This is a genomic window from Enterobacter sp. PL1 (genome assembly GCF_945957325.1).
GTDB lineage: Bacteria > Pseudomonadota > Gammaproteobacteria > Enterobacterales > Enterobacteriaceae > Enterobacter > Enterobacter roggenkampii.
Window position 1 is genome coordinate 155333 of record NZ_CAMFKT010000007.1, and the last position, 25497, is coordinate 180829.

General features: G+C 54.9%; 25 protein-coding genes. 9 read left to right on the forward strand and 16 right to left on the reverse strand.

The features are described 5' to 3' along the window. The first annotated feature begins 16 nt into the window (after positions 1-16). From rnpA to mnmE, 4 genes are all read left to right on the forward strand, one after another. Positions 17-376 carry a ribonuclease P protein component gene (gene rnpA / locus N6P30_RS08910; RefSeq protein ID WP_021242673.1) on the forward strand — a complete coding sequence of 120 codons (360 nt, stop codon included), beginning with the start codon at positions 17-19 and terminating at the stop codon, positions 374-376. Next, entirely contained in the window at positions 340-597 is a 258-nt protein-coding gene (gene yidD / locus N6P30_RS08915) for a membrane protein insertion efficiency factor YidD (RefSeq protein WP_001307474.1), read from the forward strand. Before rnpA ends, yidD begins: the two co-directional genes overlap by 37 nt. Positions 598-599: 2 nt before the next feature. Next, on the forward strand, positions 600-2243 hold the full coding sequence (yidC, locus tag N6P30_RS08920) for a membrane protein insertase YidC (RefSeq protein WP_008500173.1): 1644 nt from the start codon (positions 600-602) through the stop codon (positions 2241-2243). A gap of 72 nt (positions 2244-2315) precedes the next feature. Next, complete coding sequence (gene mnmE, locus N6P30_RS08925; RefSeq protein ID WP_023293693.1) at positions 2316-3680, forward strand: tRNA uridine-5-carboxymethylaminomethyl(34) synthesis GTPase MnmE; 1365 nt, start codon at positions 2316-2318, stop codon at positions 3678-3680. A gap of 74 nt (positions 3681-3754) precedes the next feature. On the opposite strand, the gene N6P30_RS08930 is transcribed toward mnmE, so the two are convergent. Continuing rightward, the gene (locus tag N6P30_RS08930; RefSeq protein ID WP_023293692.1) at positions 3755-4129 is read right to left on the reverse strand and encodes a DUF6232 family protein; all 375 of its coding nucleotides are present in this window, start codon (positions 4127-4129) and stop codon (positions 3755-3757) included. A 353-nt stretch (positions 4130-4482) separates the two neighbouring features. Between N6P30_RS08930 and N6P30_RS08935 the strand changes: the two genes are divergently transcribed. The 4 genes from N6P30_RS08935 (at position 4483) to N6P30_RS08950 (ending at position 8070) form a co-directional block, all read left to right on the forward strand. Next, entirely contained in the window at positions 4483-5658 is a 1176-nt protein-coding gene (locus tag N6P30_RS08935; protein WP_023293690.1) for an MFS transporter, read from the forward strand. Beyond that, positions 5627-6598, forward strand: a complete 972-nt coding sequence (gene yidZ, locus N6P30_RS08940; RefSeq protein ID WP_008500176.1) for an HTH-type transcriptional regulator YidZ — start codon at positions 5627-5629, stop codon at positions 6596-6598. Before N6P30_RS08935 ends, yidZ begins: the two co-directional genes overlap by 32 nt. A 122-nt stretch (positions 6599-6720) precedes the next feature. Beyond that, positions 6721-7467, forward strand: a complete 747-nt coding sequence (locus N6P30_RS08945) for a 4'-phosphopantetheinyl transferase family protein (protein WP_023293689.1) — start codon at positions 6721-6723, stop codon at positions 7465-7467. A gap of 36 nt (positions 7468-7503) precedes the next feature. Beyond that, complete coding sequence (locus N6P30_RS08950) at positions 7504-8070, forward strand: NADPH-dependent FMN reductase (protein ID WP_014833835.1); 567 nt, start codon at positions 7504-7506, stop codon at positions 8068-8070. Between the two features lie 91 nt (positions 8071-8161). Here N6P30_RS08950 and adeP read toward each other — a convergent pair whose 3' ends face one another. Next, on the reverse strand, positions 8162-9499 hold the full coding sequence (gene adeP, locus N6P30_RS08955) for an adenine permease AdeP (RefSeq protein WP_145975194.1): 1338 nt from the start codon (positions 9497-9499) through the stop codon (positions 8162-8164). 165 nt (positions 9500-9664) lie between these two features. Here adeP and yieH point away from each other — a divergent pair, with 165 nt between their 5' ends. Further along, complete coding sequence (gene yieH, locus N6P30_RS08960; RefSeq protein WP_008500180.1) at positions 9665-10330, forward strand: 6-phosphogluconate phosphatase; 666 nt, start codon at positions 9665-9667, stop codon at positions 10328-10330. Between the two features lie 31 nt (positions 10331-10361). Here the strand turns inward: yieH and N6P30_RS08965 are convergent, their stop codons facing one another. The 14 genes from N6P30_RS08965 to atpF form a co-directional block, all read right to left on the reverse strand. Next, the gene (locus N6P30_RS08965) at positions 10362-11510 is read right to left on the reverse strand and encodes an esterase (protein WP_100122242.1); all 1149 of its coding nucleotides are present in this window, start codon (positions 11508-11510) and stop codon (positions 10362-10364) included. A gap of 159 nt (positions 11511-11669) precedes the next feature. Next, a complete protein-coding gene (gene phoU / locus N6P30_RS08970) occupies positions 11670-12395 on the reverse strand; it encodes a phosphate signaling complex protein PhoU (protein ID WP_008500182.1) in 726 nt (241 codons plus the stop codon). 26 nt (positions 12396-12421) lie between these two features. Further along, on the reverse strand, positions 12422-13195 hold the full coding sequence (gene pstB / locus N6P30_RS08975; protein WP_008500183.1) for a phosphate ABC transporter ATP-binding protein PstB: 774 nt from the start codon (positions 13193-13195) through the stop codon (positions 12422-12424). 47 nt (positions 13196-13242) lie between these two features. After that, entirely contained in the window at positions 13243-14133 is an 891-nt protein-coding gene (gene pstA, locus N6P30_RS08980; protein ID WP_008500184.1) for a phosphate ABC transporter permease PstA, read from the reverse strand. Next, positions 14133-15092: a phosphate ABC transporter permease PstC gene (gene pstC / locus N6P30_RS08985; protein WP_008500185.1), complete on the reverse strand. Its 960-nt coding sequence runs from the start codon at positions 15090-15092 to the stop codon at positions 14133-14135. Before pstC ends, pstA begins: the two co-directional genes overlap by 1 nt. 128 nt (positions 15093-15220) lie before the next feature. Further along, a complete protein-coding gene (gene pstS / locus N6P30_RS08990) occupies positions 15221-16261 on the reverse strand; it encodes a phosphate ABC transporter substrate-binding protein PstS (RefSeq protein WP_008500186.1) in 1041 nt (346 codons plus the stop codon). A 321-nt stretch (positions 16262-16582) separates the two neighbouring features. Then, entirely contained in the window at positions 16583-18412 is a 1830-nt protein-coding gene (glmS, locus tag N6P30_RS08995; protein ID WP_008500188.1) for a glutamine--fructose-6-phosphate transaminase (isomerizing), read from the reverse strand. Between the two features lie 225 nt (positions 18413-18637). Next, a complete protein-coding gene (gene glmU, locus N6P30_RS09000) occupies positions 18638-20008 on the reverse strand; it encodes a bifunctional UDP-N-acetylglucosamine diphosphorylase/glucosamine-1-phosphate N-acetyltransferase GlmU (RefSeq protein WP_032664810.1) in 1371 nt (456 codons plus the stop codon). A gap of 138 nt (positions 20009-20146) precedes the next feature. Beyond that, positions 20147-20566, reverse strand: coding sequence for a F0F1 ATP synthase subunit epsilon (locus N6P30_RS09005; RefSeq protein ID WP_006177560.1), 420 nt, complete (start codon positions 20564-20566; stop codon positions 20147-20149). A gap of 20 nt (positions 20567-20586) precedes the next feature. After that, positions 20587-21969, reverse strand: a complete 1383-nt coding sequence (gene atpD / locus N6P30_RS09010) for a F0F1 ATP synthase subunit beta (RefSeq protein WP_003862362.1) — start codon at positions 21967-21969, stop codon at positions 20587-20589. A gap of 31 nt (positions 21970-22000) precedes the next feature. Then, on the reverse strand, positions 22001-22864 hold the full coding sequence (gene atpG, locus N6P30_RS09015; protein WP_008500191.1) for a F0F1 ATP synthase subunit gamma: 864 nt from the start codon (positions 22862-22864) through the stop codon (positions 22001-22003). 51 nt (positions 22865-22915) lie between these two features. Next, positions 22916-24457, reverse strand: a complete 1542-nt coding sequence (atpA, locus tag N6P30_RS09020) for a F0F1 ATP synthase subunit alpha (RefSeq protein WP_003862367.1) — start codon at positions 24455-24457, stop codon at positions 22916-22918. A gap of 12 nt (positions 24458-24469) precedes the next feature. Further along, the gene (gene atpH, locus N6P30_RS09025; RefSeq protein ID WP_008500192.1) at positions 24470-25003 is read right to left on the reverse strand and encodes a F0F1 ATP synthase subunit delta; all 534 of its coding nucleotides are present in this window, start codon (positions 25001-25003) and stop codon (positions 24470-24472) included. Between the two features lie 14 nt (positions 25004-25017). Beyond that, positions 25018-25488 (reverse strand): F0F1 ATP synthase subunit B, encoded by a 471-nt coding sequence (atpF, locus tag N6P30_RS09030; RefSeq protein WP_003862370.1) that lies wholly within the window; start codon positions 25486-25488, stop codon positions 25018-25020. Positions 25489-25497: the final 9 nt, after the last annotated feature.

A 25497-nucleotide genomic window follows, 5' to 3' on the forward strand; every position in this document is an offset into this window, starting at 1 on the left:
TAAAGCTAACCCCTGAGTGGTTAAGCTAGCATTTCCCAGGGAGTTACGTTTGTTAACTCCCGCTCATTTCACTTTCGTCTTCCAGCAGCCACAACGGGCTGGCACGCCGCAAATCACCATCCTCGGCCGCCAAAATTCGCTGGGGCATCCCCGCATCGGTCTCACAGTCGCCAAGAAAAATGTTAAGCGTGCGCATGAACGCAATCGGATTAAACGTCTGACGCGTGAAAGCTTCCGTTTACGTCAGCACGAACTGCCTTCAATGGATTTCGTGGTGGTGGCGAAGAAAGGGGTTGCCGACCTCGATAACCGTGCTCTCTCGGAAGCGTTGGAAAAATTATGGCGCCGCCACTGTCGCCTGGCTCCCGGGTCCTGATAGCCCTCATTCGGGTCTATCAACGCCTGATTAGTCCGCTACTCGGGCCGCACTGCCGTTTCACACCAACATGCTCAAGCTACGGAATTGAGGCATTGCGCAGGTTTGGAGTGATAAAAGGCAGTTGGTTGACGGTGAAACGCGTATTAAAATGCCACCCTTTACACCCCGGTGGAGACGACCCCGTCCCCCCAGGACCCTTTGATACCAGAGAACACTAACGATGGATTCGCAACGCAATCTTCTTATCATCGCTTTGTTGTTCGTGTCTTTCATGATCTGGCAGGCATGGGAGCAGGATAAAAATCCTCAACCCCAGCAGCAGACCACGCAGACTACGACCACCGCAGCGGGTAGCGCCGCCGACCAGGGCGTACCGGCCAGTGGCCAGGGGAAACAGATTACGGTTAAGACCGATGTGCTTGAGCTGACAATCAACACCCGTGGTGGTGATGTTGAGCAGGCGCTGCTGTTGACCTACCCGAAAGAGCTGAAGTCTAACGAACCGTTCCAGTTACTGGAAACCACGCCTGAGTTTATCTATCAGGCGCAGAGCGGCCTGACCGGTCGTGACGGCCCGGATAACCCGGCTAACGGTGCGCGTCCACTGTATAACGTCGAGAACGACACCTTTGTGCTGGCTGATGGCCAGAACGAACTCGTTATCCCGATGACCTATACCGACGCCGCAGGCAACACCTTCACCAAAACCTTCACCCTGAAGCGCGGTGAGTATGCGGTGAACGTGGGCTACAGCGTTCAGAACGCCAGTGCGAAACCGCTGGAGCTGTCGACCTTTGGCCAGCTGAAGCAGTCCATCAATCTGCCGTCTCACCGTGACACCGGAAGCAGCAACTTTGCGCTGCACACCTTCCGTGGCGCGGCGTACTCCACGCCTGACGCGAAGTACGAGAAATACAAATTCGACACCATTGCCGATAACGAAAACCTGAACGTCAGCGCTAAAGGCGGTTGGGTGGCAATGCTGCAGCAGTATTTCGCGACGGCGTGGGTGCCAAATAACGACGGTACCAACAACTTCTATACCGCGAACCTGGGTAACGGCCTTGCAGCCATCGGCTACAAATCTCAGCCGGTTCTGGTACAGCCGGGTCAAACCGGTAAGCTGGCCAGCACCCTGTGGGTTGGCCCGGAAATTCAGGACAAAATGGCCGCTGTTGCGCCGCACCTGGATCTGACCGTGGATTACGGTTGGTTGTGGTTCATCTCTCAGCCGCTGTTTAAGCTGCTGAAGTTCATCCACAGCTTCCTGGGTAACTGGGGCTTCTCCATCATCGTTATCACCTTCATCGTTCGTGGCATCATGTACCCGCTGACTAAAGCGCAGTACACCTCCATGGCGAAGATGCGCATGCTGCAGCCGAAGATTCAGGCAATGCGTGAGCGTCTGGGCGATGACAAACAGCGTCAGAGCCAGGAAATGATGGCCCTGTACAAAGCAGAGAAAGTGAACCCACTGGGTGGTTGCTTCCCGCTGCTGATTCAGATGCCAATCTTCCTTGCGCTGTACTACATGCTGATGGGTTCCGTTGAGCTGCGCCACGCGCCGTTCGCGCTGTGGATCCATGACCTGTCCGCACAGGACCCGTACTACATCCTGCCGATCCTGATGGGCGTGACGATGTTCTTCATCCAGAAGATGTCGCCGACCACCGTGACCGACCCGATGCAGCAGAAGATCATGACCTTTATGCCGGTCATCTTCACCGTGTTCTTCCTGTGGTTCCCGTCAGGTCTGGTGCTGTACTATATCGTCAGCAACCTGGTGACCATCATCCAGCAGCAGCTGATTTACCGTGGTCTGGAAAAACGTGGCCTGCATAGCCGCGAAAAGAAAAAGTCCTGATCCGATAAGTTAACGCTAAAATAAGGGCGGTCGATTGACCGCCTTTTTTATTTGTATTGAACGAGACCAACCATGAGCCATAACGACACTATCGTCGCCCAGGCAACCCCACCGGGACGCGGTGGTGTAGGCATTCTGCGTATCTCCGGCCTGAAGGCACGCGAGGTGGCCGAAGCGGTGCTGGGTAAACTGCCAAAGCCGCGCTACGCTGATTACCTGCCGTTTAAAGATGCCGACGGCACGCCGCTGGACCAGGGCATTGCGCTGTGGTTCCCCGGCCCGAACTCCTTTACCGGTGAAGACGTGCTGGAGCTTCAGGGCCACGGCGGCCCGGTTATCCTCGACCTGCTGTTAAAACGTATCCTGACCCTGCCGGGCCTGCGCATTGCGAAGCCGGGCGAGTTCTCCGAACGTGCCTTCCTCAACGACAAGCTCGACCTGGCGCAGGCTGAGGCCATTGCTGACCTGATCGACGCCAGTTCTGAACAGGCGGCCCGTTCTGCTCTGAACTCGCTCCAGGGCGCATTCTCCGCGCGTGTGAATCACCTTGTGGAAGCACTTACTCACCTTAGGATCTACGTGGAAGCGGCTATCGACTTCCCGGACGAGGAGATCGACTTCCTCTCTGACGGCAAAATCGAAGCCCAGCTCAACCAGGTGATGGCCGATCTCGACGCCGTTCGTGCAGAAGCGCGCCAGGGCAGCCTGCTGCGTGAAGGGATGAAGGTGGTGATTGCCGGACGCCCGAACGCCGGGAAATCGAGCCTGCTGAACGCCCTGGCGGGCCGTGAAGCGGCAATCGTAACCGACATTGCCGGCACCACTCGCGACGTGCTGCGCGAGCACATTCACATCGACGGCATGCCTCTGCACATCATCGATACCGCCGGTCTGCGCGATGCCAGCGACGAGGTTGAGCGCATCGGTATCGAACGCGCCTGGCAGGAGATCGAGCAGGCCGACCGCGTGCTGTTTATGGTGGACGGCACCACGACCGACGCCGTTGACCCGGCAGAGATCTGGCCGGACTTTATTGCCCGTCTGCCGGCCAAACTGCCGATCACCGTGGTGCGCAACAAGGCAGACGTGACCGGCGAAACGCTCGGTATCAGCGATGTGAATGGTCACTCACTGATTCGCCTGTCGGCGCGGACCTGTGAAGGCGTGGATGACCTGCGTAACCACCTCAAGCAGAGCATGGGCTTTGATACCAGCATGGAAGGCGGCTTCCTGGCGCGTCGCCGTCACCTGCAGGCGCTGGAAGAGGCGGCACGCCATCTTGACCAGGGCAAAGCGCAGCTGATTGGCGCGTGGGCAGGTGAACTGCTGGCGGAAGAGCTGCGTCTGGCGCAGCAGAATCTGAGCGAGATCACCGGTGAGTTTACGTCGGACGATCTGCTGGGACGGATCTTCTCGAGCTTCTGTATTGGTAAGTAATCACTTATCGGGGGTGTTCAATATCTACAGGCGACTTATAATAATCACGTATTCATAAGTCACCTGTAGTTATATTAACCGCGATGAATTATGGCGTTGTTCAAGGAATTAATCACATCGTCAATATATTGTTTATCTTGACTGGTCAGTGCCTGTGACTCTCCAGAGGAACTATTCAGGTAAACAATATAATCAGGCTTGATTGCTTTAAACCATGCAATAGCAACCACCACAATGACCACACCAATTGCTTTCGTCAATAAAGATGCGGCGATGAATACCATTGCGATACCAATCAATACCAAAATGATTGGTCCAACCTTTGAAGGATCTGTTTGACCACGTTTAACTGATGTCACACCATTCATTGCATATGTTGTTGAACCTACGATAAACCTTGCATTAGTAATGCTAACATTCCCATTTCTGTAAAACTCGGTTTCTTCCATTTTTATGTCCTTGAGGCTGAGCTGTTTGTAGTAAAAAGATGTTTTCTTTAGTTATCGGTTTCAGAACAGAATTATTTAATAATTTATATAAAATTTGCAATGGGTCGATTATCTATATCTCCTACCAAAAAAGGAGATATTCATTAATTAAAATACTACTGTTGCAAAATAACTGAAACAGACAATTTCATAGCCTTGTCTCCCTGTTAATCCGAAGTATCTTCTCGCAAAGGTTAGATACATAAAACAGTGAGAGATTGGTTTTCCTCTCAGGAAATTACCATTGTCCAAATGGCAACTCGCCTAATCCCTTTTCACCCCCTATCCTGCATGCCTGCATCTATGGGGGGTTTATGGCGCGTTTTCTGTTTTGTAGTTTCGCATTAGTTCTGCTTTATCCGTCCGGTATTGATATGTATCTGGTGGGATTACCGCATATCGCCCGCGATCTGGGCGCCAGCGAAGCGCAGCTGCATATTGCGTTTTCGGCTTACCTCGCCGGGATGGCGTCGTCGATGGTGTTTGCCGGGAAGATCGCGGATAAAGCAGGCCGTCAGCCTGTCGCTATCGCCGGTGCCATCGTTTTTGCCCTGGCGTCCCTTCTCTGCTCGCAGGCGCAAAACAGCACCGTGTTTCTGGCCGGGCGCTTTATCCAGGGCATCGGTGCGGGCGGTTGCTACGTGGTGGCGTTTGCCATTTTGCGCGACACCCTAAGCGCCCAGCGTCGCGCCAAAGTGCTGTCGATGCTGAACGGCATTACCTGTATCATCCCGGTGCTGGCCCCGGTCGTGGGCTATCTGATCATGCTGAAGTTCCCGTGGCAGAGCCTGTTCTGGACCATGGCTGCCATGGGCACGCTGGTGTTTGTCCTGTCGATTGCCGTGCTGAAAGAGACCCACCCGGGCTCGCAGAATACCGGCCATACCGCAACCCTTCACCCGGCAGAGAAGCTTCTAAACCGCTTTTTCCTCAGCCGTCTGACCGTGACCACGTTAAGCGTGGCGGTGATCCTGACCTATGTAAACGTTTCCCCGGTGTTGCTGATGGAGACCATGGGCTTCGATCGCGGTGAGTATTCCACGGTGATGGCATTAACCGCGATGGTCAGTATGGCCGTTTCGTTTTCGACGCCGTTTGCGCTGAATATCTTCCGCCAGCGCACGCTGATGGTGACCTCACAGGTTTTATTCCTTGCCGCAGGCGCGATCCTGGCGACCACCAGCTCACATGCGGTGATGCTGGTGGGCATTACGCTCATTTGCGCCGGGTTCTCGGTTGGCTTTGGCGTGGCGATGAGCCAGGCGCTTGGTCCCTTCTCGCTGCGGGCAGGCGTGGCGAGTTCGGTGCTGGGGATCGCGCAGGTCTGCGGCTCGTCGCTGTGGATTTGGCTGGCAGCCGTAGTTGGCCTGAACGCGCTGAATATGCTGATCGGGGTTCTGATTGGCTGTAGCATAGTCTGCATTACCTTACTTATGGTCATCCAGCCCGCGGCGCACTATGAAGAAGCCCATCAGCAGTCTCGATCTTAACCTGTTGCTGTGCCTGCAGCTTTTGCTGCAGGAGCGCAGCGTTACCAAGGCGGCGAAGCGGATGAACGTGACGCCGTCGGCGGTGAGTAAATCACTGGCCAAGCTGCGTGACTGGTTTGACGACCCGCTGTTTGTCAAAACGCCGCTAGGGCTGCTGCCGACGCCGCTGACGGTGAGCCTGGAGCAGGATCTGGCTGACTGGATGCAAATCGGCAACCAGATCCTCGATAAATTCCATCATGATTCTCCGGGCGGGCTGACGTTCGTGCTGGCCGCGGAAACGCCGCTGATGCTGATCCGCTTCAATACCCTGCTGGAGCAGGTGAACCAGCGCTATCCACAGGCGACGGTGAAAATGCGCCAGTGGGATTACGACTCGCTGGACGCGATTACGCGTGGCGAGGTGGATTTGGGCTTCACCGGGCGTGAAACGCATCCGCGATCCCGCGAGCTGCTTAAGCTGATGCCGTGGTTTATCGACTACGAAATCCTGTTCAGCGACCGCCCCTGCGTCTATCTGCGCGAGGATCATCCGGCGCTTCAGCAAGAATGGAATCTGGAGACCTTCCTGCGCTATCCCCACATCAGCATCTTCTGGGAACGCAGCGATACCTGGGCGCTTGATGAGGTGTTAAAGGAGATGGGACGCGATCGCACTATCGCCATGAGCCTGCCGGGCTTCGAACAGGCGATGTTTATGGCGGCGCAGCCCGGCCATCACTATATCGCCACCGCCCCGCACTACTGTCACCACTACAATGAACTCCACCAGCGTAAGCTGATCGCGCTTCCGATCCCCATTGATGAGGAGCAGGCGGATAAATTGACCGTGCCCTTCACGCTGATCTGGCATAAACGGAACAGCCATAATCCCAAAATTCTCTGGCTGCGGGAGACCATCAAGGCGCTGTACGGTGCGAGCGATCCAATTTTTGCCTAAGAAAATGTAAAGTTCGGTCCTAAGGCTTCTCTTACTTCCATTTACTGATTAAAACAGGAGGCAAGTTAAGCGATAATCATGTAACCGTTTAACCGATTACGACCATTATCAAGGAGCGAAAAATGGCTACGCACTTTGCAAGAGGGATACTTACAGAAGGACGTCTCGTATCGGCAAGAATTTCTTCAGCCTGTCACCGTGAAGCACTCACGCTTCCGGAGCATCGCAGGTCGCGGTTTTTAGCGTCCCGAGCGCTTCTCGCAGAACTGATGTTTATGCTGTACGGCACCAGCGAGCTGCCGGACATCATTACCCAGCCAGAAGGCCGCCCGGTCTTTGCGGACCCGGATCTCCCTCGTTTTTCCATTGCCTACACGGGCAATATCATTGGGGTTGCGCTGACCACCGAAGGGGACTGTGGGCTCGATATGGAGCTTCAGCGCGCGACGCGCAGCTTCCACGGTGGTAACGCGCATGAAGACTATCCGCTCTCCAGCAATGAGAAGCTGTGGGTACGCAACCAGAACGATCCTGTTGAAGCCAGAGCCCAGCTCATTACCCTGCGCCAGAGCATTCGCAAGCTCTGCGGATGCGCCTCAGACGACGCCAGCCTGCTGCAGCTGTTGCCTGGCTCCGGACGTCTGCGCGCCACCCAGGCCACGCTGGTAGAAGCGCTCTGCGACGCGGAGGATGTGCTCATCTGGTCCATCGCGGTGACCCCCGCCATCGAACGCATGAAAATCTGGGAATTTGACAGTCAACAGGGATGGCGTAGCCTTCCTGATGTGCCCGAGCGCGCCAACGAGCCCGCCGCACGTCTGATGCGATTAACCAGTTTACCGGCAGAAAAAGCATTCACCCTTAGCTGATCCAATCAGGGTCATCATGATGAAACAGGAGTAATCATGTCTGATACGTTGAAAGTTGTTACGTTACTGGGAAGCCTGCGCAAAGGTTCATTTAACGGGATGGTAGCCCGCACGCTGCCACAGCTGGCACCTGCAGGTATGGAAATTAGCGCCCTGCCGTCTATTGGCGATATTCCGCTTTATGATGCCGACGTACAGCAGGAAGAAGGGTTCCCGCAGAGCGTTGAGGCGCTGGCAGAGCAGATTCGCCAGGCTGACGGCGTGGTCATCGTCACGCCAGAGTACAACTACTCTGTACCCGGTGGTCTGAAGAATGCCATCGACTGGCTGTCCCGTTTACCTGAGCAGCCGCTGTCAGGCAAACCGGTGCTGATCCAGACCAGCTCCATGGGCGCGATTGGCGGCGCGCGCTGCCAGTATCACCTGCGTCAGATCCTGGTCTTCCTCGATGCGATGGTGATGAACAAGCCGGAATTTATGGGCGGAGTGATTCAGAACAAGGTCGACCCGCAAACGGGTGAAGTGGTGGATCAGAGCACGCGCGACCATCTCTCTGGCCAGCTGACGGCGTTCGGGGATTACATTAAGCGGGTCAAAGCCTGATAAAAAAGCCCGGTGGCGCTAGCGCTTACCGGGCCTACACTCGTCAGTAGGTCAGGAAAGCGAAGCGCCACCTGACACCACAAACCGCACCTTAGTGCGCGTCAATAAACACAATCTTCAGCACAAACAGCAGCGCCACAACGATGACGCACGGGCTGAGGTCGCGGAAGCGGCCGGTACCGATCTTCATTACGCAGTAAGAGATAAAGCCCAGCGCGATACCTTCGGTAATCGAGAAGCTGAACGGCATCATCACGGCGGTAATAAACGCCGGCACCGCTTCGGTTAAATCATCCCACTTCACGCGAGACAGGCTGGAGGTCATCAGCACACCCACATAGATCAGCGCGCCGGCCGCAGCGTACGGAGGCACCATGCCCGCCAGCGGAGAGAGGAAGATCACCAGCAGAAACAGAATACCCACTACAACCGCCGTCAGACCGGTACGGCCACCCACGGAGACGCCGGAAGAGGATTCAATGTAAGCGGTCACAGACGAGGTCCCGATAAATGAGCCGGTCACAGAGGAGATACTGTCCACAAACAGCGCCTGCTTCATGCGCGGGAATTTGCCTTTCTCATCTGCCAGACCCGCTTTGTCAGTCACGCCGATCAGCGTACCGGAGGAGTCGAACAGGTTCACCAGCATGAAGGAGAAAATCACGCCCGCCAGGCCCAGGTTCAGGGAACCCGCCAGATCAACATGACCAACAACGGTAGAGACGCTCGGTGGCGCGGAAACGATGCCGTTATAGTGAACGTCGCCCAGCATCCAGCCCAGCAGCGTGGTCACCACGATGGAGACCAGCACCGCCGCATGAATATTGCGGGAAGCCAGGATAGCGATGATAAAGAAGCCCAGCACGCCCAGCAGCACGTTATGCGAGGTCAGGTGGCCGATGCTCACCAGCGTATCCGGGTTCGCCACGATCACGCCGGCGTTTTTCAGCCCCATCATCCCGATAAACAGACCGATACCGCTGGTGATGCCCACGCGCAGGCTCACGGGAATGTTCGCAATCATCCAGTAACGCACGCGGAAAATGGTCAGCAGCAGCAGGCCAATCGCACCCCAGAAGATGGCGCCCATACCCACCTGCCACGGCAGCCCCATCGCCTGAACGACCACGAAGGCAAAGAACGCATTCAGACCCATCGCCGGGGCCAACGCGACCGGCAGGTTAGCGAACACACCCATCAGAATGCTGCCAAAGGCCGCGATCAGACAGGTAGTCACGAAGACGGCGCTGGTATCCATGCCAGCAACGCCCAGAATTTGAGGGTTAACAAAAACGATATAGACCATCGTCAGGAAGGTGGTGAAACCGGCGATCACTTCGGTGCGTGCCGTCGTGCCGTGCTCGCGCAGTTTAAACACGCGCTCAAGCAGACCCTGACCAGATGTCTGGGTAGTGTGTTGTTGACTCATCATCAATTTCCGAACAAGGAGGGAAAATTCGTCGCTATCCTATACCAAAATGCGACAATAGTGGCGGTTACGTGATACTTTTTTCATTGAATTTGCTTATACGGCAACGATTGCGTTCCGGTGAACTGCCGTACGTAAACGTTAAACTGGTTAAAAGGGAAAGGCATGTCCGGAATTGAAGCGGTATTTTTCGACTGCGACGGTACGCTGGTCGACAGTGAGGTCATTTGTTCCCGCGCGTATGTGGCCATGTTCCAGGAATTTGGCATTACGCTGGAACTCGACGAGGTGTTTAAGCGCTTTAAGGGCGTGAAGCTCTACGAGATCATCGACATCATTAACGAAGAACACGGCGTCGTTCTGGATAAAGCGGCTCTGGAACCGGTGTATCGCGCCGAGGTTGCGCGCCTGTTCGATTCGGAGCTGGAGGTGATTCCGGGCGCAAACGCGCTGCTGGATGCCATGACGGTGCCGATCTGCGTGGTCTCCAACGGGCCTGTCAGCAAAATGCAGCACTCGCTCGGCAAGCTTGAGATGCTGCACCACTTCCCGGAAAAACTGTTCAGCGGCTACGATATCCAGCGCTGGAAGCCGGACCCGGCACTGATGTTCCATGCGGCAAAGGCGATGAACGTTAACGTAGAGCACTGCATTCTGGTGGATGACTCGTCTGCGGGCGCGCAGTCGGGGATTGATGCGGGGATGGAGGTGTTTTACTTCTGCGCCGACCCGCACAACAAGCCGATCGTTCATCCAAAAGTCACGACCTTCACCGATCTGGCGCAGCTACCCGCGCTGTGGAAGGCCCGCGGTTGGAATATTACGCGCTAAGCAGACCCTCCCGGCAGGGAGGGCGACAGGTTTATCTGAAGAGCTTTTGAACAAACTCAGCATAGGCCGGACGCCAGACGTCCATTTCGTGATTCAGACCGGGGTACATTTTATAGTCGAATTTGATGCCCTGCTTTTCCAGCTCCGCTTTCAGACCGGCGATATCTTTGCCGGTTACCGAATCGCGCTCTCCCACAACGACGGTGAAGTTATGCAGCTGCCGGTTAATGGCCTCAGGCTGCTTAAAGCGTGCAGCCACGCCTTCGTCAGGCACGGTTGTCGTGGTAACGCCGCTGAACGTTCCCAGCCAGCCGAAGCTCTCCAGATGATTCATCCCGGAGACCAGCGCCTGATAACCGCCCTGTGACAATCCCGCCAGCGCCCGGCCGGCCGCATCTTTACGCACGTTGAAGCGGGTATCCACCAGCGGAATAATCTCGCTCATCAGTTCACGGTCTGCGGCTTTCGCATTGAGCGGATAGAAAGACTTCCGTCGTTCTGCCGGTGGGAAGTTCTCGGGGATGGCCTCAGTGCTCTCCGTCTCGGTGTCGGGTACCACCACCAGCATCGGTTTGATTTTCCCTTCGGCCATCAGGTTATCCATGATTTGCGGCAGACGGCCCTGGTCGATGGCAGAGAGCCCGGTATCCCCAAAGCCATGGTAGAAGTAGAGCACCGGTAAGGGTTCTCCTGTGCCGTTGTAGCCAGGGGGAGTCCATACATAGACGCGGCGCTCTGACTTGAGCGACGGCGAGTGCCAGGTCAAGGTCGTCAGATCGCCATGCGGTACAGGACGATCGTCGAGAATACTGCCCGGAACCAGAATCAGGCTGGTGTTCACCTGCCGCTGGGGTTTTTGATAGCGGCTTCCCGTGTCAACTGAACGGAAACCATCGATGTCGAAATAATATTCGTAGAGATTCGGGGCCATCGGCTCGCTTTTCCATGACCAGACGCCATTTTTCTCTTTCGTCATATCATGGGAAACCTGGCTTTCAGGCATTGACCCCGTCACCACGGAGACTCGCGTTGCGCCGGGTGCAAACAGGCGAAACGTAATGCTTTTATCCGCATTAACCTGGGTCACATAGCGGCTGACCGGGGTAGTCTGGTCAGGTGTGACCGGCAACGGTGCGGCAATCACGTCTGTTCCAGTACCGATCCCGATGCTGATGGCCATCGCCAGGCACGCTAATGAATTTTTCATATACCATCCTTTGCTATTTTTCGTCTCACGTTAGCGCGTTTCGAACGTCAGGCAACGGATGAAGGGGAAAATTGTGATTACACTAGAAATAACAACGCCGGTGAGTACCGGCGTTGTTATCAGATGACAGGATTACTCTTTCGGATCTTTACCCGCCAGCAGCTTGTCCAGCTCGTCGCCGCCCACGTGACGGAAGTCCTGACCCTTCACGAAGTAGAAAATGTATTCGCAAATATTCTGGCAGCGGTCACCGATACGCTCGATAGAACGCGCGCAGAACAGGGCCGTCAGCACGCTCGGGATCGTACGGGAATCTTCCATCATGTAGGTCATCAGCTGGCGCACGATGCCTTCATACTCCTGATCGACCTTCTTGTCTTCACGGTAGATACGCACCGCTTCGTCCAGATCCATCCGCGCAAAGGCATCCAGCACGTCGTGCAGCATCTGCACGGTGTGGCGGCCCAGCGACTCCAGGCTGACCAGCAGCGGCTGATGCTGCTGAGAGAACTTCTCCAGCGCGGTGCGGCAGATTTTATCGGCGACGTCACCAATACGTTCCAGCTCGGCGATAGTTTTGATGATCGCCATCACCAGACGCAGGTCGCTCGCCGTCGGCTGACGTTTCGCGATAATGCGCACGCAGGCTTCGTCGATAGCCACTTCCATCATGTTGACGTTTTTATCGCCTTCAATGACGCGCTTCGCCAGCTCGCTGTCCTGGTTGTGCATCGCCGTAATCGCATCAGAAAGCTGCTGCTCGACCATGCCGCCCATGGTCATCACCTGGGTGCGAATGCTTTCCAGCTCTGCGTTGAACTGGCCGGAAATGTGTTTATTAAGATTGAGGTTGTCCATGGTTTCTCCACATGCACTAAGGCAAATCAACCGTAGCGGCCAGTAATATAATCTTCGGTTTGTTTCTTCGCGGGCTTAGTGAACAGATCGTCCGTGTTACTGAACTCAATCAATTCACCCAGGTACATAAACGCCGTGTGATCGGAGCAACGCGCAGCCTGCTGCATGTTGTGGGTCACGATAACCACGGTGTAATCCTGCTTCAGCTCGGTGATCAGTTCTTCAATACGACCGGTTGAAATCGGGTCCAGCGCTGAACACGGCTCATCCAGCAGCAACACTTCCGGGCGAATCGCAATACCGCGCGCAATGCACAGACGCTGCTGCTGACCACCGGAGAGAGAGTACCCGCTCTGGTGCAACTTATCTTTGGTTTCGTTCCATAATGCGGCCTTGGTCAAAGCCCACTGCACGCGCTCATCCATATCGGCACGGGAGAGCTTTTCAAACAGGCGAACGCCAAAGGCGATGTTGTCATAAATGGACATCGGGAACGGCGTGGGTTTCTGGAACACCATCCCCACTTTCGCGCGCAGCAGGGCGATATCCTGAGCTTGGGTCAGAATGTTTTCGCCGTCGAGGATGATTTCCCCCTCAGCACGCTGCTCCGGATAGAGCGAATACATTTTGTTAAAGGTACGCAGCAGCGTGGATTTCCCACAGCCGGACGGACCGATAAATGCCGTGACCTGGTTCTTCGCGATATCCAGGTTGATGTTCTTCAGGGCATGGAATTTGCCGTAGTAGAAGTTCAAATCACGAACCTGAATCTTACCCGGGGCAGTATCAACCATACTCATTGACTCATTTCCTCATTCGGCGCCGCGAGCTGCCGCGCCGTAAAAAATTAACCGTGTTTCTTCTTCGCGAAAATGACGCGCGCCAGAATGTTCAGCAACAGTACGCAAAGGGTAATGATCAGCACCCCGGCCCAGGCCAGCTGCTGCCATTCCGCGAAGGGGCTCATCGCAAATTTAAAGATCGTCACCGGCAGGTTGGCGATCGGCTGCATCATGTCCGTGCTCCAGAACTGGTTGGAGAGGGACGTAAACAGCAGCGGCGCCGTTTCACCCGCAATACGCGCCACCGCCAGCAGGATACCGGTCATGATCCCGGAGACCGACGCCTTCAGCGTAATCGCAGAGATCATCTTCCATTTCGGCGTACCCAGCGCGTAAGCGGCTTCACGCAGGCTGTCCGGCACCAGTTTTAGCATGTTCTCGGTGGTTCGAATCACAATCGGCACCTGCAGCAGCGCCAGCGCAATCACACCCGCCCAGCCGGAGAAGTGTTCCATCTGCGCCACCACGACGGTGTAAACGAACAGACCCACGACGATAGACGGGGCTGACAGCAAAATGTCGTTAATGAAACGAATCACTTCCGCCAGCAAGGATTTACGACCGTATTCTGCCAGGTAGATGCCCGCCATGATGCCCAGCGGCGTGCCGAAGACCGTGGCCCAGAGGATCAGCAATCCGCTGCCCGCCAGGGCATTCGCCAGGCCACCACCCGCCGTGTTCGGCGGCGGCGTCATTTCGGTGAACAGCGAGAGTGACATTCCGTCAATCCCGCGAACGACCGTTGAGAAGAGGATCCAGACAAGCCAGAACAGACCGAATGCCATCGTCGCCATAGAGAGCGTCAGGGCAATGCGGTTTTTCATGCGGCGTCTGGCCTGCATTTTGCGGCGGGATTCCGCCAGTTCAGCAGTAGCTTGCATTTCGAGAGTGGCCATTAGCGTGCTCCCTCATTTTTAGCGAGACGCATAATCATCAGCTTGGAAATCGCCAGAACAATGAAGGTAATAACGAACAGAATCAGACCCAGCTCCATCAGCGCCGCAACGTGCAGGCCGGATTCCGCTTCCGCAAATTCGTTTGCCAGTGCAGAGGTAATACTGTTGCCCGGCATGTAGAGCGACGCGCTGTCGAGCTGGTAGGTGTTACCGATGATAAAGGTAACCGCCATGGTTTCACCCAGCGCACGACCTAAGCCCAGCATCACGCCCCCGATCACCCCATTTTTGGTGAACGGAAGAACAATGCGCCAGATCACTTCCCAGGTGGTGCAGCCGATACCGTAGGCCGACTCTTTCATCATCACCGGCGTTTGTTCGAACACATCGCGCATCACCGCCGCAATGTACGGAATAATCATGATGGCGAGGATCACACCCGCCGCCAGAATGCCGATACCGAAAGCCGGGCCAGAGAACAGGGCCCCCACAAACGGAATGGCAGAGAGGACGTTACCCACCGGTTCCTGGAAGTACGTGGCGAACAGCGGCGCAAAGATGAACAGGCCCCACATGCCGTAGACGATACTTGGGATGGCCGCCAGCAGTTCGATGGCGATACCCAATGGGCGACGCAGCCAGCCCGGCGCCAGCTCCGTCAGGAACAGGGCTATACCGAAACTTACCGGAACCGCAATCAGCAGGGCGATGAACGAGGTCACCAGCGTGCCGTAAATCGGCACCAGTGCACCGTAGATATCGTTCGGCGCATCCCACTCTTTACTCCACAAGAAGGAGAAACCGAATTTCTGGATGCTCGGCCAGGAGGAGAAAATCAGAGACACGATAATGCCGCCCAGCAGCAATAGCACAATCAGCGCAGCCAGTTTGACCAGCGCGCTGAAAATCATGTCACCTTTTTTACCCGGAGGGTTAAATGCAGGCTTGGTTGCAGCCATAAATTACTCTTCTGTTTGAGACGTTTTTACGAATATGCCCGGTGGCGCTGACGCTTACCGGGCCTACAGAGTAAACCGTAGGGCGGGTAAGCGCAGCGCCACCCGCCATCTTCGTTAAATATATCCTGTTAGTACAGCGCTTTACCGCTGCTGTCTTTCACGTTGGTTTTCCATGCAGCGCGAATCTGCTCAACCACGTTGTCTGGCAGGGTGGCGTAATCCAGAGCGTTAGCCTGTTTGCCGCCGTTTTTGTATGCCCAGTCGAAGAACTTCAGCACTTCAGCGCCCTGTTCAGGTTTCTTCTGCTCTTTGTGCACCAGGATGAAGGTGGTAGAGGTGATTGGCCACGCCCCTTCGCCCTTCTGGTTAGTCAGATCCTGCGCGAAGGATTTGCTCCAGTCAGCGCCTTTGGCGGCGTTAGCAAAGTTCTCTTCGGTCGGGCTAACCGGTTTGCCGTCGGCAGACACCAGTTTGGTGTAGGACAGGTTGTTCTGCTTCGCGTACGCATACTCTACGTAGCCAATGGAGCCAGGCAGACGCTGTACGAACGCGGCGATACCGTCATTACCTTTACCGCCCAGACCGGTAGGCCAGTTAACGGTAGAGCCGGAGCCGACTTTAGATTTCCACTCTTCGTTCACTTTCGCCAGGTAGCTGGTGAACACGAAAGAGGTACCAGAACCATCCGCGCGGCGAACCACGGCGATGTTCTGGGAAGGCAGCTTCAGGCCTGGGTTGAGTTTGGCGATCGCTTCGTCATCCCATTTTTTGATTTTGCCCAGATAGATGTCACCCAGGGTTTTGCCGTCCAGCACCAGCTCACCCGACTTCACGCCCGGCAGGTTGATCGCCAGAACCACGCCACCGATCACGGTAGGGAACTGGAACAGGCCTTCCTGAGCCAGTTTGTCATCAGACAGCGGAGCATCTGATGCGCCGAAATCAACCGTGTTCGCGGTAATTTGTTTTACGCCACCGGAGGAGCCGATACCCTGATAGTTAACCTTGTTACCGGTTTCTTTCTGGTAGGTATCCGCCCATTTGGCATACACCGGCGCAGGGAAGGTTGCACCAGCGCCAGTCAGGCTTGCTTCTGCAAATACAGAGAACGCGCTCAGAGATAAGGTCGCGGCGACAACAGTTGCGACAGTGGTACGCATAACTTTCATAATGTCTCCTGCAAGATTTTCGTAAATCGTTGTTTAGTGGCTACGATGAGCAAAATAGGACAAACAGGTGACAGATAAATGTACGAATTATGACAGTTTTATGACAATGAAAATTTAACTTAAAATTAAACAAAAAAAAGCTTAATTTTCATCGAGTTAGCCACTTTTATGACAGGTTGTTTTCAGAAATATTTTCTTTATGTGACACTGAAAAAAGTAGCTGAAGATGACAAATTGTCATTATTAAAAATGAGAAAGGATTGATGAAAAACAAACCAGGCAGGATAAAAAAGCTCCACCCGAAGGTGGAGCCTGAAGGGTTTATTCTACAGTGACCGATTTCGCCAGGTTACGCGGCTGGTCGACGTCGGTGCCTTTGATCAGCGCCACGTGATAGGCCAGCAGCTGCAGCGGAACGGTGTAGAAGATCGGCGCAATCACCTCTTCCACATGCGGCATCTCGATGATGTGCATGTTGTCGCTGCTGGCGAAACCGGCATCTTTGTCGGCGAAGACGTACAGGACACCGCCGCGGGCGCGCACTTCTTCGATATTAGATTTCAGTTTTTCCAGCAGTTCGTTATTTGGTGCCACAACGATGACCGGCATATCCGCGTCAATCAGCGCCAACGGACCGTGTTTCAGCTCGCCTGCCGCATAGGCTTCAGCGTGAATGTAAGAGATCTCTTTCAGCTTCAGCGCGCCTTCCAGCGCAATCGGATACTGATCGCCACGGCCCAGGAACAGGGCGTGATGTTTGTCAGAGAAATCTTCCGCCAGAGCTTCAATGCGTTTGTCCTGGGAGAGCATCTGCTCAATACGGCTCGGCAGCGCCTGCAGACCGTGAACGATGTCATGCTCAACAGAGGCATCTTCACCTTTCAGACGCGCCAGTTTCGCCACCAGCATCAGCAGAACCGTCAGCTGAGTGGTAAACGCCTTGGTGGAGGCCACGCCGATTTCGGTACCCGCTTTGGTCATCAGCGCCAGATCGGATTCACGCACCAGCGATGAGCCCGGGACGTTACAGATGGCCAGAGAACCCAGATAACCCAGCTCTTTAGAGAGACGCAGCGCCGCCAGGGTATCTGCCGTTTCACCTGACTGGGAAAGGGTGATCATCAGGCTGTTACGACGCACGGCAGATTTGCGATAGCGGAACTCAGAGGCAATTTCCACGTCGCACGGCACGCCCGCCAGAGATTCAAACCAGTAGCGAGAGACCATACCGGAGTTGTAGGAGGTACCGCAGGCTACGATCTGAATATGCTCAACCTTGCTGAGCAGTTCGTTCGCGTTTGCGCCCAGCTCGCTCAGATCCACTTCACCATGGCTGATGCGCCCGGTCAGGGTGTTTTTGATGGCGTTTGGCTGCTCGTAAATCTCTTTCTGCATGTAGTGACGGTAAGCGCCTTTGTCGCCCGCGTCGTACTGCAGATTCGATTCGATCTCCTGACGTTTCACCTGCTCGCCTTTGGTATCGAACACAGTTACGCTGCGGCGAGTCACTTCGGCGATATCCCCCTCTTCGAGGAAGATAAAGCGACGCGTTACCGGCAGCAGTGCCAGCTGATCGGAAGCGATAAAGTTTTCACCCATGCCCAGGCCGATAACCATCGGGCTACCGGAACGCGCGGCCAGCAGCGTGGACGGGTCGCGGGAATCCATGATCACCGTACCGTACGCACCGCGCAGCTGAGGAATAGCGCGCAGCACCGCATCACGCAGCGTACCGCCCTGCTCAAGTTCCCAGTGCACCAGGTGAGCAATCACTTCGGTGTCAGTTTCAGAGACGAAGGTGTAGCCGCGCGCTTTCAGTGCTTCACGCAGCGGTTCGTGGTTTTCGATAATGCCGTTGTGCACAACCACGATGTGTTCAGACACATGCGGGTGCGCGTTGCCTTCAGACGGTTCGCCGTGCGTCGCCCAGCGGGTGTGCGCAATACCGGTTCCCCCGTGCAGCGGATGTTCTTCCGCGGCCTGGGCCAGCATCTGCACTTTACCGAGACGGCGCAGACGGGTCATATGACCTTCTGCATCGACGACAGCCAGACCGGCAGAGTCGTAACCACGGTATTCCAGACGACGTAAACCTTCGAGAAGGATTTCAGCAATATCACGCTGCGCAACTGCGCCAACAATTCCACACATAATTTTAGATTCCGAATTTAGGCATAATGCCTGCGTTGTCGCTGACCTGTATTTGCCCTTTCCGGGCGCCCCGAGCCTTGTAGAGAGTGGGGTTATTGTTATGGGTACTGCTTGTGGGGGGAGATATATGTTTATCTCCTCACCCGGGTTTGCCTGATGACGGCTACGCCTTATCAGGCCTACTCAATCGTAGGGCGGGTAAGCGTAGCGCCACCCGCCTTGTTGTTACTTCTTCTTCACAGGACGTTTCCAGCCCTGCTTGTGCACCTGCGGCACACGGCTTAATACCAGTTCGTTATCGGCGATATCGCGCGTAACGGTTGTCCCGGCGGCAATCGTTACGCCGTTACCCACGGTAACAGGTGCCACCAGCTGGGTGTCGGAACCGACAAACACATCATCACCGATGATGGTTTTAAACTTATTGGCGCCGTCATAGTTACAGGTGATTGTGCCTGCGCCAATGTTGACGTTGTCACCAATTTCCGCGTCGCCCAGATAGGTTAAATGACCGGCTTTTGAGCCTTTACCCAGACGCGCTTTTTTCATCTCAACGAAGTTGCCCACGTGAGCGCCTTCCAGCAGCTCAGCTCCCGGGCGCAAACGCGCAAACGGGCCGATGGTACAGGCCACATCCAGACGGGCATCTTCCACCACGCTGTACGGGCTGATTTCACAGTCGTCACCAATGACGCTGTTTTTGATCACGCAGCCAGCGCCAATTTTGACGCGGTTGCCCAGCGTGACGTGACCTTCGAGGATAACGTTAGTATCAATTTCAACGTCGCGCCCGTGCGCTAACGTTCCACGCAGATCGAAACGCGCCGGATCGCGCAGCATCACGCCAGCCAGAAGGAGTTTCTCGGCCTGTTCGGACTGATAAACGCGCTCAAGACGGGAGAGTTGAAGGCGGTTGTTCACCCCTTCGGTTTCGCTGATGCGCGCCGGATGGACCGCCGCAATCTCGCGCCCTTCCAGGTATGCCATCGCAATAATGTCGGTGATGTAGTATTCACCCTGGGCGTTATTGTTATTGAGCTTCGACAGCCAGCGCTTCATATCCGCACCATTGGCAATCAGGATACCGGTGTTGATCTCCTGAATCTGACGCTGCGCCTCGCTGGCATCTTTATGCTCAACAATACCCGTAACGTTGCCGTTTTCACGGGTGATACGGCCATAACCGGTTGGATCGTCCAGCACGACGGTTAATAAACCGATGCCGCCCTGCGGTTTGGCTTCACGCAGGCGAGTCAGCGTTTCAACGGAGATCAGCGGGACATCGCCGTAGAGCATCAAAATGTCTTCGTCATCCGCAAAGAAGGGCGCTGCCTGCTGCATGGCATGGCCTGTACCCAACTGTTCAGCCTGAAGCACCCAGTTGAGCTTGTCGTCGCTCAGCGTCTTTTTAAGCAGATCGCCGCCGTGGCCGTAGACCAGGTGGACCTGACTGGCGCCCAATTCATTCGCTGCATCAATGACGTGCTGCACCATTGGCTTTCCTGCAAGCGTGTGAAGCACTTTAGGCAGGTCGGAATACATGCGGGTCCCTTTGCCTGCGGCAAGGATCACCACGCTCATCGCACTGTTTGACATACGCATCCTGACGGTAGTTTGAGTGAGAAGTAAAAACGTTTGATGCTTAAAATTCTACATCTTTTTCATCATGAATTAAGGCCGAAAAAAAAAGCCAGCCTGGTATCCAGACTGGCTTTTGTGCTTTTCAAGCCGGTGTTACATCGCTTTTTTGGTCAACTCGATAACGCGCAGTTTCGCGATCGCTTTGGCCAGCTCCGCAGACGCCTGAGCGTAATCCACGTCACCATGAGAGCTGCTAATGTGCTCTTCAGCCTTACGCTTCGACTCCAGGGCTCGCGCTTCGTCGAGATCCTGGCCACGAATAGCGGTATCGGCCAGAACGGTCACACTGCCAGGCTGCACTTCAAGAATGCCGCCGGACAGATAGATAAACTCTTCGTGACCGAACTGTTTAACGATGCGGATCATACCAGGCTTAATGGCGGTGAGCAGCGGTGCGTGACCCGGGAAAATACCCAGCTCACCTTCACTACCCGTTACCTGGATTTTCTCGACCAGACCAGAGAACATTTGTTGCTCTGCGCTGACGACGTCCAGGTGGTAAGTCATTGCCATATCACCCTCCGATTAAGGCGTTAAAGTTTTTTGGCTTTTTCCACAGCTTCTTCGATGGAACCAACCATGTAGAACGCCTGCTCTGGCAGGTGATCGTATTCGCCTTCCATGATGCCTTTAAAGCCACGGATGGTGTCTTTCAGGGAAACGTATTTACCCGGAGAACCGGTGAATACTTCCGCAACGAAGAACGGCTGGGACAGGAAGCGCTGGATCTTACGCGCACGTGCTACCACCAGTTTGTCTTCTTCAGACAGTTCATCCATACCCAGGATGGCGATGATGTCTTTCAGTTCCTGGTAACGCTGCAGCAGGGACTGTACGCCACGCGCGGTGTCGTAGTGTTCCTGACCAACAACCAGTGGATCCAGCTGACGGCTGGTGGAGTCCAGCGGGTCAACGGCTGGGTAGATACCCAGAGACGCGATCTGACGGCTCAGTACCACGGTTGCATCTAAGTGCGCAAAGGTGGTGGCTGGTGATGGGTCAGTCAAGTCATCCGCAGGTACGTATACCGCCTGAACGGAGGTGATAGAACCGGTTTTGGTAGAGGTGATACGTTCCTGAAGAACACCCATCTCTTCCGCCAGCGTTGGCTGATAACCTACCGCTGAAGGCATACGACCCAGCAGTGCAGATACTTCAGTACCGGCCAGGGTGTAACGATAGATGTTATCAACGAACAGCAGAACGTCACGGCCTTCGTCACGGAACTTCTCAGCCATCGTCAGGCCGGTCAGCGCAACGCGCAGACGGTTTCCAGGTGGCTCGTTCATCTGGCCGTAAACCAGGGATACTTTGTCCAGAACGTTGGAGTCGGTCATTTCGTGGTAGAAGTCGTTACCCTCACGAGTACGTTCACCTACGCCCGCAAACACAGAGTAACCGGAGTGCTCGATCGCGATGTTACGGATCAGCTCCATCATGTTTACGGTTTTACCTACACCCGCACCACCGAACAGACCCACTTTACCGCCCTTCGCAAACGGACACATCAGGTCGATAACTTTGATACCGGTTTCCAGCAGTTCCTGAGAGCTGGACAGCTCTTCGTAGGAAGGTGCCGCGCGGTGGATAGCCCAACGCTCTTCTTCACCGATGTCGCCTTTCATGTCGATTGGCTGACCCAATACGTTCATGATACGACCCAGTGTTGCTTTACCTACCGGGACTTCGATCGGGTGCTCAAGGTCTTTTACTTCCAGACCACGACGCAGACCGTCGGAAGAACCCATCGCGATGGTACGCACGATACCGCCGCCGAGCTGCTGCTGAACTTCCAGCACCAGGCTCTCGTTACCATTCTGTACCTCAAGCGCGTCGTACACGCGTGGTACGGCGTCCTGAGGGAACTCGACGTCCACCACGGCGCCGATTACCTGGACAATCTTTCCAGTAGCCATCTTGAATCCTCTACGTAATTCGTAAACCTGGTTAAACCGCGGCGGCCCCCGAGACGATCTCGGTGAGTTCCTGAGTAATGCTGGCCTGACGAGCTTTGTTGTAAACCAACTGCAGCTCTTTAATCAGGCTGCCGCCATTATCGGTCGCGGCTTTCATCGCCACCATTCGTGCGGCCTGCTCGCTGGCCAGGTTTTCTACAACGCCCTGATAAACCTGAGATTCAACGTAACGACGCAGCAGGGTATCCAGCAGCGGTTTCGGATCGGGTTCATACAGGTAATCCCAGGCTTTTTGCTTCAGCTCGTCATCTTCTGATGCCGGTAACGGCAGCATCTGAGTGAGCGTTGGAACCTGAGACATGGTGTTAATGAATTTGTTGCTGACAACGTACAGTCTGTCCAGACGGCCTTCATCATAGGCCTGCAACATCACTTTAACCGGGCCGATCAGTTCGGACAGGGACGGGTTATCACCCATACCGGTCACCTGAGCGACAATGTTGCCACCAACGGAGTTAAAGAAAGAGACGCCTTTAGAGCCGATCATTGCGATATCGCACTGAACGCCTTTTTCAGACCATGCTTTCATATCCGCCAGCAGTTTTTTGAACAGGTTAATGTTCAAGCCGCCACACAGACCACGGTCGGTCGACACCACCAGGTAGCCCACGCGCTTAACGTCGCGTTCTTCCAGGTAAGGGTGCTTATATTCCAGATTACCGTTTGCAAGGTGACCAATCACTTTGCGCATGGTTTCTGCATAAGGACGGCTGGCCGCCATGCGATCCTGCGATTTACGCATTTTGGAAGCGGCGACCATCTCCATCGCTTTAGTGATCTTTTGCGTGTTCTGGACGCTTGCGATCTTACTACGTATCTCTTTTGCGCCGGCCATGAGCTTCTCCTCAATGCCAGGCGGCTTGTCCTGAGACAAGCCGCCGGACGATTACCAGGATTGGGTTGCTTTGAAGGAATCGAGGATAGCTTTCAGCTTGCCTTCGATTTCGTCGTTATAGCCACCGGTCTGGTTGATCTCTTGCATCAGCGGAGCGTGATCACGGTCGACGTAAGCCAGCAGAGCGGCTTCGAAGCTACCGATTTTCGCCAGTTCCACATCTTCGAGGTAACCGCGTTCAGCCGCGAACAGTACCAGGCCCTGCTGAGCAACAGACATTGGTGCGTACTGTTTCTGCTTCAGCAGCTCGGTCACTTTCTGACCGTGGCTCAGCTGTTTACGGGTTGCTTCGTCCAGATCGGATGCGAACTGAGAGAACGCAGCCAGTTCGCGATACTGTGCCAGCGCGGTACGGATACCACCGGACAGTTTCTTGATGATCTTGGTCTGAGCAGCACCACCCACACGGGATACGGAGATACCCGGGTTAACCGCCGGACGAATACCGGAGTTAAACAGGTTGGTTTCCAGGAAGATCTGACCATCGGTAATGGAGATTACGTTGGTCGGAACGAACGCAGAAACGTCACCCGCCTGGGTTTCAATGATCGGCAGCGCGGTCAGAGAGCCCGTTTTACCCTTCACTTCACCTTTGGTGAAGTTCTCGACGTATTCCGCGTTAACGCGGGAAGCACGCTCCAGCAGACGAGAGTGGAGGTAGAATACGTCGCCAGGGAACGCTTCACGTCCAGGTGGACGACGGAGCAGCAGGGATACCTGACGATAAGCAACAGCCTGCTTAGACAGGTCATCGTATACGATCAGCGCATCTTCACCGCGGTCACGGAAGTATTCGCCCATAGCACAACCGGCGTATGGCGCCAGGTATTGCAGTGCAGCAGATTCAGACGCGGTCGCCACAACAACAATGGTGTTAGACAGCGCGCCGTGCTCTTCCAGTTTACGAACCACGTTAGAAATGGTGGACGCTTTCTGGCCGATAGCCACGTACACACATTTGATGCCGGAATCACGCTGGTTGATGATGGCGTCGATTGCCATCGCGGTTTTACCGGTCTGACGGTCACCGATGATCAGTTCACGCTGACCACGACCGATTGGGATCATGGCGTCAACGGACTTATAACCTGTCTGAACAGGCTGATCTACGGACTGACGGTCGATAACGCCTGGTGCGATAACTTCGATTGGGGAGAAGCCATCGTGCTCAACCGGACCTTTACCGTCGATTGGCGCACCCAGGGTATTAACAACGCGACCCAGCAGGCCACGGCCAACCGGTACTTCCAGAATACGGCCAGTACACTTAACCTTCATGCCTTCGGCGAGGTCAGCATATGGACCCATCACAACTGCACCAACGGAGTCGCGCTCCAGGTTCAGTGCGATAGCGTAACGGTTACCCGGCAGGGAAATCATCTCACCCTGCATACAATCGGCCAGGCCGTGGATGCGGATAACACCGTCACTTACAGAAACAATAGTACCTTCGTTGTGAGCTTCACTCACAACATTGAACTGAGCAATGCGCTGCTTGATCAGTTCGCTGATTTCGGTGGAATTCAGTTGCATGCTCCAGTCCCCTTAAGACTGCAAGACGTCTGCAAGGCGCTCAAGACGGCCGCGTACGCTGCCATCAATGACCATATCACCCGAACGGATGATTACGCCTGCCATTACAGACTTATCGATTTTGCAATTCAGCTTAACTTTGCGTGACAGACGTTTTTCCATCGCGGCGGTAATTTTCGCAAGCTGTTCGTCACTCAGTTCAGTCGCAGAAGTCACTTCGACTTCAGCGGTAGCTTCACTAAGGGCACGTAAGTGCTCAAACTGCTCGAGAACATCCGGGAGCACACGGAGACGACCATTCTCTGCCATCACCTTAATCAGGTTCTGGCCGTTGGCATCCAGTTGCTCTCCGCACACGGCGATAAACGACGCGGCGAGGGTTTCAGGTGCTAACGCACCGGAAAGCAACTCGGCCATTTGTTCGTTTTTCGTCACCTCAGCGGCAAACGCCAGCATATTCTGCCAGCGATCGACATTTTGGTGTTCGATAGCAAAGTCAAAAGCTGCTTTGGCGTAGGGGCGAGCTACCGTAACAAATTCAGACATCAGCCCCTCCCTCCTTACAGTTCAGCGACAAGTTTGTCCACGATGTCGCTGTTAGCAGCTTCATCCACGGAACGTTCGATGATCTTCTCGGCGCCAGCAACAGCCAGAATCGCAACCTGCTTACGCAGTTCTTCACGAGCACGTTTACGCTCAGCTTCAATTTCAGCCTGAGCCTGTGTCACGATCTTAGTACGTTCCTGTTCTGCTTCAGCTTTGGCTTCGTCCAGGATCTGCGAACGGCGTTTGTTAGCCTGTTCGATGATAACCTGAGCTTCCGCTTTCGCTTTTTTCAGCTGGTCTGTCGCGTTGGCCTGTGCAAGGTCCAAATCTTTCTTAGCGCGTTCTGCAGAAGCCAGACCGTCAGCAATTTCTTTCTGACGTTTTTCGATGGCTGCCATTAAAGGCGGCCATACATACTTCATGCAGAACCAGACAAAGAGAATAAACGCGATGGCCTGGCCGAGGATTGTTGCGTTCATGTTCACAGCACAATA

Coding starts and splice junctions, on each gene's coding strand:
- N6P30_RS08965 (WP_100122242.1), bottom strand. CDS start 11,510: ATGGCCATCAGCATCGGGATCGGTACTGGAACAGACGTGATTGCCGCA.
- pstC (WP_008500185.1), bottom strand. CDS start 15,092: ATGGCTGCAACCAAGCCTGCATTTAACCCTCCGGGTAAAAAAGGTGAC.
- yieH (WP_008500180.1), top strand. CDS start 9,665: ATGTCCGGAATTGAAGCGGTATTTTTCGACTGCGACGGTACGCTGGTC.
- mnmE (WP_023293693.1), top strand. CDS start 2,316: ATGAGCCATAACGACACTATCGTCGCCCAGGCAACCCCACCGGGACGC.
- pstS (WP_008500186.1), bottom strand. CDS start 16,261: ATGAAAGTTATGCGTACCACTGTCGCAACTGTTGTCGCCGCGACCTTA.
- N6P30_RS08930 (WP_023293692.1), bottom strand. CDS start 4,129: ATGGAAGAAACCGAGTTTTACAGAAATGGGAATGTTAGCATTACTAAT.
- yidD (WP_001307474.1), top strand. CDS start 340: ATGGCGCCGCCACTGTCGCCTGGCTCCCGGGTCCTGATAGCCCTCATT.
- N6P30_RS08935 (WP_023293690.1), top strand. CDS start 4,483: ATGGCGCGTTTTCTGTTTTGTAGTTTCGCATTAGTTCTGCTTTATCCG.
- pstA (WP_008500184.1), bottom strand. CDS start 14,133: ATGGCCACTCTCGAAATGCAAGCTACTGCTGAACTGGCGGAATCCCGC.
- phoU (WP_008500182.1), bottom strand. CDS start 12,395: ATGGACAACCTCAATCTTAATAAACACATTTCCGGCCAGTTCAACGCA.
- pstB (WP_008500183.1), bottom strand. CDS start 13,195: ATGAGTATGGTTGATACTGCCCCGGGTAAGATTCAGGTTCGTGATTTG.
- atpD (WP_003862362.1), bottom strand. CDS start 21,969: ATGGCTACTGGAAAGATTGTCCAGGTAATCGGCGCCGTGGTGGACGTC.
- atpG (WP_008500191.1), bottom strand. CDS start 22,864: ATGGCCGGCGCAAAAGAGATACGTAGTAAGATCGCAAGCGTCCAGAAC.
- glmU (WP_032664810.1), bottom strand. CDS start 20,008: ATGTCAAACAGTGCGATGAGCGTGGTGATCCTTGCCGCAGGCAAAGGG.
- glmS (WP_008500188.1), bottom strand. CDS start 18,412: ATGTGTGGAATTGTTGGCGCAGTTGCGCAGCGTGATATTGCTGAAATC.
- adeP (WP_145975194.1), bottom strand. CDS start 9,499: ATGAGTCAACAACACACTACCCAGACATCTGGTCAGGGTCTGCTTGAG.
- atpH (WP_008500192.1), bottom strand. CDS start 25,003: ATGTCTGAATTTGTTACGGTAGCTCGCCCCTACGCCAAAGCAGCTTTT.
- N6P30_RS08945 (WP_023293689.1), top strand. CDS start 6,721: ATGGCTACGCACTTTGCAAGAGGGATACTTACAGAAGGACGTCTCGTA.
- yidZ (WP_008500176.1), top strand. CDS start 5,627: ATGAAGAAGCCCATCAGCAGTCTCGATCTTAACCTGTTGCTGTGCCTG.
- yidC (WP_008500173.1), top strand. CDS start 600: ATGGATTCGCAACGCAATCTTCTTATCATCGCTTTGTTGTTCGTGTCT.
- atpA (WP_003862367.1), bottom strand. CDS start 24,457: ATGCAACTGAATTCCACCGAAATCAGCGAACTGATCAAGCAGCGCATT.
- N6P30_RS09005 (WP_006177560.1), bottom strand. CDS start 20,566: ATGGCAATGACTTACCACCTGGACGTCGTCAGCGCAGAGCAACAAATG.
- N6P30_RS08950 (WP_014833835.1), top strand. CDS start 7,504: ATGTCTGATACGTTGAAAGTTGTTACGTTACTGGGAAGCCTGCGCAAA.